At 56.6% G+C, this 12382-nt stretch carries 12 protein-coding genes; 6 read left to right on the top strand and 6 right to left on the bottom strand.

The features are described from left to right. Positions 1–29 precede the first annotated feature (29 nt). On the top strand, positions 30–311 hold the full coding sequence (locus tag BP758_RS00060; RefSeq protein WP_292367493.1) for a UPF0058 family protein: 282 nt from the start codon (positions 30–32) through the stop codon (positions 309–311). A 130-nt stretch (positions 312–441) separates the two neighbouring features. After that, positions 442–1377, top strand: coding sequence for an ornithine cyclodeaminase family protein (locus tag BP758_RS00055; RefSeq protein WP_292367492.1), 936 nt, complete (start codon positions 442–444; stop codon positions 1375–1377). Between the two features lie 20 nt (positions 1378–1397). Here BP758_RS00055 and tes read toward each other — a convergent pair whose 3' ends face one another. Further along, entirely contained in the window at positions 1398–2873 is a 1476-nt protein-coding gene (tes, locus tag BP758_RS00050; protein ID WP_292367489.1) for a tetraether lipid synthase Tes, read from the bottom strand. Positions 2874–2999: 126 nt separating this feature from the next. Here tes and BP758_RS00045 point away from each other — a divergent pair, with 126 nt between their 5' ends. The 4 genes from BP758_RS00045 to argF are packed head-to-tail and all read left to right on the top strand — an operon-like array spanning position 3000 to position 6299. Next, the gene (locus BP758_RS00045; protein ID WP_394339189.1) at positions 3000–3530 is read left to right on the top strand and encodes a CDP-2,3-bis-(O-geranylgeranyl)-sn-glycerol synthase; all 531 of its coding nucleotides are present in this window, start codon (positions 3000–3002) and stop codon (positions 3528–3530) included. Between the two features lie 6 nt (positions 3531–3536). Continuing rightward, entirely contained in the window at positions 3537–4040 is a 504-nt protein-coding gene (gene pyrE / locus BP758_RS00040; RefSeq protein WP_292367488.1) for an orotate phosphoribosyltransferase, read from the top strand. Positions 4041–4097: 57 nt separating this feature from the next. Then, entirely contained in the window at positions 4098–5387 is a 1290-nt protein-coding gene (gene purD / locus BP758_RS00035) for a phosphoribosylamine--glycine ligase (protein WP_292367486.1), read from the top strand. Continuing rightward, the gene (argF, locus tag BP758_RS00030; RefSeq protein ID WP_292367484.1) at positions 5388–6299 is read left to right on the top strand and encodes an ornithine carbamoyltransferase; all 912 of its coding nucleotides are present in this window, start codon (positions 5388–5390) and stop codon (positions 6297–6299) included. A gap of 41 nt (positions 6300–6340) precedes the next feature. On the opposite strand, the gene BP758_RS00025 is transcribed toward argF, so the two are convergent. The 5 genes from BP758_RS00025 to carB all read right to left on the bottom strand — a co-directional run. Further along, entirely contained in the window at positions 6341–6616 is a 276-nt protein-coding gene (locus BP758_RS00025) for a hypothetical protein (RefSeq protein ID WP_292367482.1), read from the bottom strand. 14 nt (positions 6617–6630) lie between these two features. Beyond that, on the bottom strand, positions 6631–8130 hold the full coding sequence (locus BP758_RS00020) for a methanogenesis marker 14 protein (protein ID WP_292369934.1): 1500 nt from the start codon (positions 8128–8130) through the stop codon (positions 6631–6633). A gap of 113 nt (positions 8131–8243) precedes the next feature. Continuing rightward, positions 8244–9455 carry an argininosuccinate synthase gene (locus BP758_RS00015; protein WP_292367480.1) on the bottom strand — a complete coding sequence of 404 codons (1212 nt, stop codon included), beginning with the start codon at positions 9453–9455 and terminating at the stop codon, positions 8244–8246. Positions 9456–9613: 158 nt separating this feature from the next. Beyond that, entirely contained in the window at positions 9614–10105 is a 492-nt protein-coding gene (locus BP758_RS00010) for a hypothetical protein (RefSeq protein ID WP_292367478.1), read from the bottom strand. Between the two features lie 130 nt (positions 10106–10235). Continuing rightward, positions 10236–12382, bottom strand: a 2147-nt coding sequence (carB, locus tag BP758_RS00005; RefSeq protein ID WP_292367475.1) for a carbamoyl-phosphate synthase large subunit, incomplete at its 5' end; no start/stop codon positions are given.

Below are 12382 nucleotides of genomic sequence, written 5' to 3'. Positions count from 1 at the left end.
CGCCCCATGTAACACTTTGGTGTGGCAGTATGCATAAGGAAGAATTGATCAGTCTTCATAAGATGCTGTACGAGGTCAAGGACTATTTTGAAGAAGTCAACCCTGACCTGAAGTTCACGCAGTATAATGCCCTTAAAATTACCCCTTCCCAGCTGCACAAGAGCAAACTTGAGCATAAATATGCGATCTTTGTGCTGGGTAACGAGATCGCCAATGCCATGAAAGACGTGGATTATACCTCGTCTTCACGGATCTCGGCCCGGATGAAGGATCTGGCCGACAAGACGCTTAAGGAAATGGAATACGCATAACAATTTTTACCAGCATTTTGCCGCTCTCATGGTACGGCACCCGGATACGCTTTTTTTCTACCTGACCGCTTGTTATCGTTTTCCCGCGGCATGCATAACCCTATAACCCTCACAGGTATACTTCTCGTCCATGCGCTATTACCCCGCACCGGAAGGGGGACTGGATCTTGCCGAAATCAACCGGGCCGTTGAGGCCGCATTTGCCGACCACGGGAGGGGCCTTGTCCAGATGCCTCCCAAGCTGTACGTAACCCTGCCGAAAGGAGATTTCCGGACCATGCCTGCGTACCTGCCCTCGCTCGACATTGCAGGGGTAAAGATAGTAAACGTCCACCCGGATAACCCGGGACAAGGGCTTCCCTCGGTAATGGCACTCACCATCATCCTCGATACAGAGACCGGCAGACCCACGGCCATCCTGAACGCAACGCGGCTTACGGATATGCGGACCGGGGCTGCCGGGGCAATTGCCGCCAGATTCCTTGCCCCAAAAAAAGAGTGCGTTCTCGGCATCATCGGCACCGGCCGCCAGGCCGAGGCACAGGTCCGGGCCACATCAAATGAGCTTGCTATCTCCGGGATCCGTGCCTGGAGCAGGAACCCGGCCCATGCGGAAGCGTTTGTTGCACGGTTCAGGGAGTTTGATGCAAAGAGCGTTACCCTGGAACAGGCCTGCGACTGCGATGTACTTGTCACAACCACCCCTTCCCGCACGCCCGTGGTGAAAAACGAATGGATCCATGAGGGCACGCATATCAATGCTATCGGTGCCGATGCACCGGGAAAAGAGGAGCTCGACCCGGCAATACTGCACCGGGCCCGTGTTTTTGTAGACGATCCCGCTCAGGCGTTCCATTCGGGGGAGATCAACGTCCCCATCAGGAAGGGGCTCTACCCGCCGGGGATGATTGCAGGGACGCTCGGTGAAGTCGTGACCGGTAAGAGGAAGCGCGAACGGCCGGACGAGATCACGGTCTTTGACTCCACCGGGCTTGCAATCCAGGATCTCGCGATTGCATCCATTGCCCTTCGGCAGGCTGTATCGATGGAACTACCGTTTGAATAACAGGGAATTTTAAAAAAAAGTTATTTCTGTTCAGGCTGCGGGGATTTTGCGTGCTTTTTCCATACCTGCTCGCGGTACACCGGGCCGCTGTTGTAGGTACAGAACGGGATGAGCTTGCCGTCTGGCGTGGCATAGTGGATGCAGCAGCGCTGGACGCGCTCGATATCGTAATTGTAGCGGTCCATGAAGTGCATGGTGCCGACAAAGAGTGCGTTCCAGTGAAATTCCCTGAGCGCATCGAAGTTCTGCCCGACCAGGGTCTTTCCGATCAGCTTCCAGAACTCCGCCGTGCTCCCCTTCTCCCCTTTCTTAAAGGAGGCATGGAGCTCCCGGACACCTTCAAGAAGGGTTGCATACTTGTTGATGGTGCCGCCTTTCTTGAGTTTCTCTGACATCTGCTCGATCGCAGCAAACAGGCTCTCCACATCTACCATCCGGGTCACCGGGGTCATGCCGTCTTTTGTGACAAAAACATACGTTGCGGCACCGCAGTGCTCGTGGGCGGTAAAGCGCACCTGCGGCCGGCCCGTGTAGGCCTCCACAAGGTCGGAGAAGGGCAGCACGCAGGGAACCGGGTAAAAGTCGCTCGTCTTTAAGATACCGCCGGTCTGCGTTTCGATATTGCCGATCAGTTCAGGGATCGTAATCCGTTCCCGGTCAATGTCCTCGTCCTTTGCCGCCCCGGTAAATGCAACCGGCTGGAAGTTGACGCCACGTACAACCGCAATATGGTCGGCGGCAAATTTCAGGATCTGCCCGACCTCTTGGTCGTTCCTGCCCTTGATGATGGTGGGCACGAGAACAGTGCCGACTCCCGCCTTGGTGAGGTTTTCCAGCGCTTTTATGTGGATCTTCAAAAACGGGTTGGTCTTGTCCGTAACCCCGTCAAAGTGCAGGTATACGGTCGAGAGGCCGGCATCCTTGAGCTGCTGGGCGAGTTCGGGATTGTTTGCCAGTTTCACGCCGTTTGTCGCGATCTGGACCTGCGGGAACCCGAGTTCCTTTGCCTTTTTGATGATCTCGACAAGGTCGTCCCGCATGGTCGGCTCGCCGCCGGAGAACTGCACGGCGGGCGCCGGGACGGGTTTCTCGCCCCGGAGCACCTGCATCATTTTCACGATCTCATCGAAGGTCGGCTCGTACACAAAACCGCAGGCACGGGCATTTGCGAAACAGAAGTCGCAGTTGAGGTTGCACCGGTTGGTGAGATCGATATTTGCAAGCAGCGTGCCCGAGTGGTGGTTGCTGCACAGGCCGCATGCCGTAGGACAGGTGTCGGAGGTCACCGGGTTCTGCGGGTTGGTAACCCCCCTCCCTACAGCATCGTACTGGCTGAACCGGTGATACATCTCCGGGTCGGACCAGTAGATATGCCTGAATTTCCCATGTTCGGGGCAGGTCCGTACAATCCAGATCTTACCCTCTTCTTCTACGATATCTGCCTCAAGGACTTTTCCACAGACTGGGCAGAGACTGCGTGTTTTCTTGATTTCCATCTATTCCACCCGATGCAGCAAATGACTGGTATTGACAGGATTTAGAGTAACTTTAATCTTTTTATCTGCTCTTTATTAGAGGTATTGGAGTGCTACATTATTAGTGTGGAGTCATTCATAATACCATTGCTCTCGACACTGCTCGCCGCTTTCTGGATTATGGTTCCTGCATATGTTCCCAATCCCGTTGCTGCAGTATGCGGTGGCGGCACCCCCATTGATTTCGGGAGAAATTTCTCCGACAAAAAACGGATCTTCGGGGACGGCAAGACCTACCGCGGGCTTGTCTGCGGGGTAGCGGCAGGTATCCTTTGCGGAGGGCTTCAGATCTGGCTGGTAACTACCTGCCACTGGGATCTCCCGCAGCACACCCTTGTCTCGGTCTCTCTCCTTGCCCTCGGGGCACTGCTCGGGGATATGGCAAAGAGTTTTTTCAAACGGAGGCTCGGGAAGGAACGGGGAGATGCCTGGCCGATCGCTGACCAGTACGACCTTGTAGCCGGGGCATTTTTACTGGTCCTTGTCTTTGACCCGGCCTGGGTCTTCTCCGTCATGACCCTCCCGATCCTGATCGTGATCCTCGTCCTGACCCCGGTTCTCCACCGTTCGGTCAACATCATCGGGTACCGGATCAAGGTCAAAAAAGAACCCTGGTGAATTCGCATGAACGCACTTGCAGACCTGCTGATACAGTATAAGGCGCTGGAATTCGGGGACTTTACCCTCGCCTCCGGTGCAAAGAGCAGATACTATGTCGATGTAAAGACCGCAATAACGAACCCGGATTTCCTTGCCCGGATCGCACAGGAGATCGCGCAGCGGTACGAGTTCGATATCGTTGCCGGTGTTGCAGTCGGCGGCGTGCCGCTTGCCGTCGCCGTCTCCCTTGCCGCAAAAAAACCGTTTGCCATCATCCGGGCCGAAGAGAAGGATCACGGCAAGAAGAGCGTCATTATCGGGGATGTTGCAAAAAAGAACGTCCTCCTGGTGGAAGACGTCACGACCTCGGGCGGTTCGGCGCTCTACGGGATCTCCATGCTCAGGAATGCCGGGGCAACGGCCGACCGTGTTGTTACGGTGGTAGACCGCGAACAGGGAGCAAAGGACACGCTCGAAAAGCAGGGGATCGGGCTCTTTCCCCTCGTACGGGTCAGCGAGATCCTCTGACGGATACGTGCGCGTTAAAAGAAGCGTAAACAATTTTTAACCAATAGCGCCCATGTGATGGATATGAAGATCCTCGTTGTCGGGGGAGGTGGCCGGGAACATGCCATAGCTGCTGCACTCTCCCGCAACAGCGAAGCCGGGATCTATTCCGTAATGGCAAAGAAGAATCCCGGTATTGCCCGGATCGCACGGGAATGCTGCATTGCCCGCGAGACCGATCTGGAAAAAGTGGCGGCATTTGCAAAAAAGACCGGGGTTACCCATGCGGTTATCGGCCCGGAGAGCCCACTCGAAGCCGGAATCGTCGACCGGCTGGAAAAAGACGGGATAGCCTGTGTCGGTCCCACCAGAGCGGCAGCCCGGATAGAGACCGACAAGGCATTCTGCCGGAACCTCATGGCGGAGCACCACATCAGCGGGAACCCGGAATACCGGGTCTTCCACGATGCAGACGAGGCAATTGCGTTTGTAAAAAACCATGACGGCGATCTTGCCATCAAGCCCATCGGCCTTACCGGGGGGAAAGGCGTCCGGATCATGGGAGAGCAGGTGGATACCGCTGGCGCCATCGACTACATCCGCGAGATCAAAGGGGACGTTGTCCTCGAAGAGCGGTTAAAAGGCGAAGAGTTCACCCTCCAGGCGTTTGTCGACGGGACTCATATCGTCCCCATGCCGCTCGTGCAGGACCACAAGCGTGCCTTTGACGGGGATACCGGCCCGAACACCGGGGGAATGGGCGCCTACTCGATGCCCGACCACCGGCTGCCGTTCGTGGCAAAAAACGACCTCACTGCGGCGCTCTCCATCATGATCTCCGTGGTCGCGGCAATGGCAAAAGAAGGAACGCCCTATAAGGGCATCCTGTACGGCCAGTTTATGGACACAAAAGAGGGCCCGAAAGTGATCGAGTTCAATGCACGGTTCGGCGATCCCGAGGCCATGAATGTGCTCTCGCTCCTGGCATCGGATTTTCCCGGGATCGTCACTGCCATCACGGACGGGACGCTCTCCGCCTCAAAGGTTGCATTCGAACCCGCGGCAACGGTCTGTAAGTACCTTGTTCCCGAAGGATACCCGTCGTCCCCGCAGGTAAACCGGCCGATTTCCCTGGGAAATGCAGGAAAAGCCCTCCTCTACTATGCAAACGTCGAGGAGTCCGGCGGGGCTTTACGGACGCTTACCTCAAGGACGCTCGCGTTTGTCGGCAAGGCAGCGACCCTTGAAGAGGCAGAAAAGATTGCCGAACAGGCTGCCTCGTCAGTACAGGGAAGCGTCTTCCATCGCCGCGATATCGGCACCCGTGCCCTGCTTGAGCGCCGGATCGCTCATATGAAGGAGCTCTAAATGAAGAAAGATTTCCTCTCCATATTAGATATCTCAAAAATCGAACTCGACGAGATAATGACCGGGGCAGAGCGCCTCAAGCGCCAGAAACGGGCCGGCGTCCCGCACGAGCTCCTGCGGGGTATGTCCCTTGCCATGATCTTCGAGAAGTCCTCGACACGGACCCATATCTCGTTTGAAGTCGGCATGCACGAGCTGGGCGGCCATGCGCTCTTTTTGAATGCAAAAGACCTCCAGATCGGGAGGGGAGAAGAGATCCGGGATACCGCCCGGGTTGCATCGCGGTACGTGTCAGCCATCATGATCCGCGCCTACCGTCACAGCACCATCGTGGACCTTGCCACCCATGCAACCGTGCCGGTAATAAACGGGCTCTCCGATCACGAGCATCCCTGCCAGCTCCTTGCCGACATCCTGACAATCCGGGAGCATTTCGGGGATGTCAGGGGCCTCCGGATCGCCTGGGTGGGGGACGGGAACAATGTCTGCAACTCCCTTGTGCTCTCCACGGCCCTGACCGGCATGGAAGTGACCGTTGCAAGCCCGAAAGGCTACGAAGTGGCACCGGAACTGGTCAGGCAGGCACAGAACCTTGGCGGCAATGTCACGCTTGCAAAGACCCCGCAGGATGCCGTAAAGGATGCCCAAGTGATCGTCACCGATACCTGGATCTCGATGGGGGACGAAGCGGAAAAGGAAAAGAGGCTTGCGGCGTTCCGCGGGTATACGGTAAACGACGACCTCCTGAAACATGCCGACCCCGAGGCCCGCGTACTCCACTGCCTTCCGGCGCACCGGGGCGAAGAGATCACCGGTGACGTTCTGGACGGTCCGCAGAGTCTTGTCTGGGACGAGGCGGAGAACCGGCTCCATGCACAAAAAGCACTTCTGGTCAGCCTCTTAAAAAAATAGATCTGTTCCGTGTGCGCCCCGCATTTACGGGGGCACCGGGATTATGTTGCAATAAATTCGCGGACTTTCTCTACCATTTCTTTCTCTATCTTTTCGGCGATCTCGCGGCTTGCCCTGAATGCAAGGAGTTCCCGTTCGTCGCCGTTCATATTGGCAAAATAGAGCTTCTGCTTGCGCTCAACGACATCGACATCGTATTTTTTGGCGAGGTCGATGATGATTTTGCGGGGAACCCCCGGGGGAATAATTACATCGAAGAGTTCTTCCTCGTTTCCTTCAGTCCCGGCGCCCGCCGGTTCGGTAATCTCGTCTGCCATGGTTGATCTACCCTTCACTTACCTATTTTGATCCGCCGGCTCATAATACAGGGCCCGCCCCGCACCCCGCCAATGGGGTTTTTCGGTTTTCCGAGCGAGTTCATGCACCGGCCCATTAAAGAGGCGCCCCGGGCAAGACCGTCGTCGACAAAGACCAGGTGGTCATTGGGGTCATCGAACAGGTTCCTCTCGATGATCCCGTCGAGAATATATTCGGGTTTTCTCCCGGAGATCGCAGCCCGTCCGGTAAAGCCGATGGACGCGTTCTTCGGGACAAGGTTTTCCCCGACAGCAATATCAACCATCCGCAGGGCCATCTTCGCACAGACCCGGTCAACAACCTCGTTGAGCACCGAGAGGTTGTAGTCCTTGTGGATCTCGGCACCGATTGCGGAGAGCTTGCCAAGATCGCTGCTGTTTTCCCCGCAGTCGCATCCGATCATGGCCACATGGGATTCAATTGCCAGCTTTGCATTGACCGGCACCCTCCCGAACCGGTCGCGGTCCGGCGGTACGATCCGGATATCGATGTGCTCGTGGCAGCGGTCCACGAAATCGTCAATAACCTTTCGGTTGCCCCCCGAGAAGAAGCCCCCGGTCACGCTGTGTTCGCCAAAGATATCAAGGGCTGTACCGGTCCGTTCCTGGACAAGACCGGTCCCCCGCACGATTGCATCGGGGATCGCCCCGGCAAGCCCGCAGAAGTTCCCGATGGTCTTTGCGAAAGGACTGGGCGCGTCCGGGGCCACATCGCTAGTGATCCTCCCGTCAAGGGTAGTCCCGAAGTCCATGGAAACGCAGGGGTTCCGGAAATCAACCGGGGTCCACTTCGCCCCTTCCTTGATCCCGGCCATGGCGAGCTCCCCTTCCATCTCGTTTGCCACCATCTCGACCCCGGTCGAGCCCACCGGCGGGACGACCCCGGCAACTGCGCCGACAAAGACCACCTTGTCGGCAAAACTGAACGGCTGGAGTTTTTGCGGCTGGTTTGCCTTTGCCATGGGGGGGGTCATCTTCTTTGGCGGGACGCCGGCGGCAAGGCACCCGTTTGCAAGGGCGATTACGAAATCCCCCACCTGGTCCGGGGACTCCATCTCGGCCACGACTCCCGTGCTGCGGACAACGAAGTCAAGGTCTTTTTCAATATCGAGATGCGCCTCCTGGTGGCACTGGACAAGCGTGTCCCGTACAAGCTCAGTCACGGCCTGCCGCGAGAGTTTTGTCCCGTCCAGCGTCTCGCCAAAGACCTCTTCGCCCGGCCGGGGAGGCCGGATGTCCCGGCTCATGCTCACGGTCTTGTTGATCACATAGGATTTACCGGTCTCGAGACTTACCCCGGTGAGAATACATTTCGTGGTGGTATTTCCCATCTCCACGGAGGCCACGATAAAATAGGGCTTGTTCTTGTATTCCGGGACCTGCATCCCGGCGCCATGCGCAATTGACGGCGGTTGCGGGCTTTCAACGATATGGGGTTTTGGTTTCGTGAAGCGGGAAAAAAAACCGGCGCACATATGATCCGATCTGATTGTCATCGGATATATGTTTCTTTTTACCTGTCAGATAAAAAAACGGATATCACCGGCCGGGGAGAACCGTGTCCCCCTGGACCAGACAAGAAAAAAAATTATTTCCTGCCGGTCTTTTTTGTGGGTTTTTCACCCAGTGCATGGACCAGGCGTGCCTGGATCCCGAAGTACCGGGACACGCCGATGGCATCGCACTGGTCGATGGACGAACTGTCAAAGGAGACGAGATCGCCCGAATAGATCGCCTGCGGGGAGCTGCGGCCCAGTACGCGTACTGCTCCTTTATAGAGCTCAAGATCGACCTTGCCGTTCACCCGCTCCTGGGTAGTGTCGATAAAGGCATTGAGCGCTGCATACAGTGGTTCGTATACAAGGCCCTTGTACGCCAGCTCCGACCATTTGTCGTCGACCATACGCTTGAATGCAAGTTCTGACCGGGTAAGGACCAGCCCTTCAAGGTCGCGGTGGGCAAAGAGGATCACCGTTGCTGCCGGGTGCTCGTAGTTCTCCCGGGCCTTGAGGCCGAGGATACGGTCCTCGATCATATCGTTCCGGCCGATCCCGTGCTTCCCGGCAAGGACGTTGAGCCGGTCGATGAGATCGATACCGGACATCTTCTTCCCGTTGATCGCCACCGGGACACCCTTTGCAAAGGTAAGGGTGATCTTCTCCGGCTTTGCCGGTGCCTTCTCGGGAGAGACCGTCCAGAGGTAGATCTCCTCGGGGGGGTGGAAGTCCGGCTCTTCGAGCCTGCCGCCCTCAATGCTCCGGCTCCAGCAGTTCTCGTCCATGCTCCAGGGCTTATCCTTTTTCACCGGCACCGGGATATTATGGTCTTTTGCGTACCCGATCTCCCAGTCGCGGGTCAGGTTATGCTCGCGGATAGGTGCAACAACGTCGAACCCTGCTGCGCGGATAATAAAATCAAAACGCAGCTGGTCGTTTCCCTTCCCCGTGCACCCGTGGGCGATCGCGACTGCCTTCTCTTTTTTTGCGATCTTTACGACTTCCTGAGCAATCAGAGGACGGGCAAGCGAGGTTCCCATAGGGTAACCCTCGTACGACCCGTTCGCCTTGATCGCCGGGAAGATGTGCTCGGCAACAAAGCGTTCCCGTACATCGAGAGTATAGTGCTTGTCGGCGAGCTTTTTACCCTTCTTTGTGGCAACATCGATCTCTTCGTCGCGCTGGCCCACGTTCACCGCAACCGTTACCACGCGGTCGTAATCGTACCGCTCCTTTAACAGCGGGATGCAGATGGAGGTGTCAAGGCCCCCGGAATATGCAAGAACTATCGTTCCTTTTCCCATAATGGATACTTCCGTTAGTCAGATAGGATGTTTTTCCATATATGTAAAAGGGTAGATCCTGCCGAAAAGAGCCGGTAAAGTTCCCTTTTTTAGGGTAAAGCAAAGAACAAAAATGAGTTGTCCAGGAGGTTTCTCCTGAACGCAGGTATCGTGTTACCTTAACTGACAACGATTGTCCCGGAAATTGAGGGCTGGAAGAGCGTACCGAAGTTGTACGTTCCCTTCTTGTCAAAGGTTACGTTATAGAATCCCTTATAGGGGATGTTTACCGTCTTGATAACCGACTGCGACAGGATTCCGACCGGCTGAACGCCATGGGGCTTGAGCGGGTCTGCATTGTAGAAGACGAGCTTTGTACCTGTCGGGATATAGATCGTTCCCGTGGGGGTTACCGTGAGGGAGTCCTTGAATACGACTAGCTTTTCCGGAACCGGTGCGACCGTGGTCGGGACTGCGGTTACGTTTGCAGTTACATTGGCCGTTACGTTTGCAGTGACAACCGTGGTCGGAACTGCGGTCACATTGGGTGTGGCAACCGTGGTCGGAACTGCCGTCTGGGTCGGCGTTGCGGGGGTCGCGCTCTGGGATGTGCATCCCGCGAACAGGATCCCGATAAACAGGACTACAAGAACAACAAGAAATTTCTTCATGCATGATTTTTTGCTATCTCGGTATTTAAGAGTATTCTCTTGAATTACGTATGAACGGCCGGCACTTATGTCCGGGAGGGTATGCAGCGATCTGCACTGATAAAAAAGAGATTGGCCGTTGCCGTCGGCATTATGCGAGATAATGGCTGATCGGTTCGAGAGTAATCTTTTCGCGTTTGATTGCATCGATTGCAAGCGCCGCTGCACGCGCCGCCTGGATGGTGGTGATATACGGGATCCCGAAGTCCACTGCCGCACGCATGATCTGGTAGTGGTCCTGCCGGGACTGCCGGTCCTGCGGGGTGTTGATGATGAGGCGGATCTCCCCGTGGTGCATCATATCGAGCACGTTCGGGGAACCTTCCTGGACTTTGAGGACCATGTGCGCTTCTACACCTGCCGCATTGAGATAATCCACAGTTCCTTCTGTCCCATAGAGGGTGAGACCGAGATCGCGCAGTTTCCGTGCGATGGGTATTACCTCGTCTTTCTGCCCGATATTGACCGAGATAAAGACGTTTCCCTTGAGCGGCAGTTCGTTGTCTGCGGAGATGCAGGCCTTGTAGAAGGCAAGGCCGAAGTCGTAGTCGATCCCCATGACCTCGCCGGTACTCTTCATCTCGGGCCCGAGCATGGTATCGACCCCGGCAAGTTTGTTGAACGGCAGGAGAACTTCCTTTACCGCGACATGCTTAATGGTCCTCTCCTTAAAGCCCAGGTCGCGCAGTTTCTTTCCAATCATTACCTTTGCTGCGATCTTTGCAATGGGGAGGCCGGTTGCCTTTGAGACAAACGGGACGGTGCGGCTCGCCCGGGGGTTCGCCTCGATGATATAGACCACGTTCTCTTTTACCGCCATCTGGAGGTTCACGAGACCGACAACGCCAAGACCCAGCGCGATCTTTCTCGTGTACTCGCGGACGGTATCCACAATCTCCTTTGAGAGGGACTGGGTGGGAATGACGCAGGCAGAGTCCCCGGAGTGGATGCCGGCCTGCTCGATATGCTCCATGATGCCGCCGATAAGGACTTCTTCCCCGTCACAGACAGCATCGACGTCGAGTTCCACGGCGTTCCTCAGATACGAATCGATCAGCACCGGGTGGTGCCGGCTGACCCGGACTGCCTCTTTCATGTAGGTCTCGAGTTCCGAGGTGTCGTGGACGATCTCCATGGCCCTGCCGCCGAGCACATAGGAAGGCCGGACAAGCACCGGGTAGCCAATCTTCTCGGCTTTTTCCTTTGCCTCGGCTTCCGAGTAGGCAGAACTGTTTGCCGGACTCGGGATGTTGAGTTTGGTGAGCATGACGCTGAACCGGTCGCGGTCCTCGGCGATATCCATCGCATCCGGGGTAGTGCCGAGGATCTTTGTGGGAAGTCCCAGGCGCTTCATCTCTTTTTCGAGGGGCACGGCGAGGTTGACCGCATTCTGGCCGCCGAACTGGACCATCACGCCATAGTAAGAGTCGGTCCTGAGGATGTTGGTGATATCCTCGAGCTGCATGGGCTCAAAGAAGAGCCGGTCCGAGGTGTCGAAGTCAGTGGAGACAGTCTCGGGGTTGTTGTTGACGATGTGGACTTCCACACCCTCTTCCCGCAGCGCCTTTACCGCGTGGACGGTACAGTAATCGAACTCGATCCCCTGGCCGATCCGGATGGGGCCCGAACCGAGAATGAGGATCTTCTGCCGGTCATCTTTTACGATCTCGGTCGTTGCATCGTGCGTGGAATAGAAATAGGGGGTTACCGCCGGGAACTCCGCAGCGCAGGTGTCCACCATCTTGTACACCGGCATGCCGGCAAGTTCTTCTATCGCCGTCAGCTCTTTGCCGGAGATCGCCGCGATCTCGGTGTTCGTGTACCCGAAGGTCTTTGCACCTTTGATATCGGCATCCGTGGCACCTGCTGCGAGGCGCTTTTCGAGATCCACGATGTTCTTGATCTTTTCGAGGAAGAACGGGACAATCGAGGTGAGGTGCGCGATCTCTTCCACGGTAAAGCCCTGCCGGAACGCATCGAAGAGAACATGGAACCGCTCGTCGGTCGGGCGGGAGAGGATCATCCGGATCTCGCTCGGGCTCGTGTGGGTCCGGACATCGGTGTCGATCGAGCGCTTGGCCTTGATCAAGGCCTCTTCGAGCGTGCGCCCGATCGCCATGACCTCCCCGGTGCTCTTCATCGAGGTGGTGAGCGTCCGGTCTGCCCCTTTGAACTTGTCAAACGGCCAGCGGGGCACCTTGACGACCACGTAGTCGATGGTCGGCTCGAAGGAGGCGG

Origin of the sequence: Methanoregula sp. UBA64 (assembly GCF_002502735.1) — an archaeon.
GTDB lineage: Archaea > Halobacteriota > Methanomicrobia > Methanomicrobiales > Methanospirillaceae > Methanoregula.
Note: the sequence above shows the minus strand (reverse complement) of the source record. Positions and strands in the feature narration are given on the sequence as shown.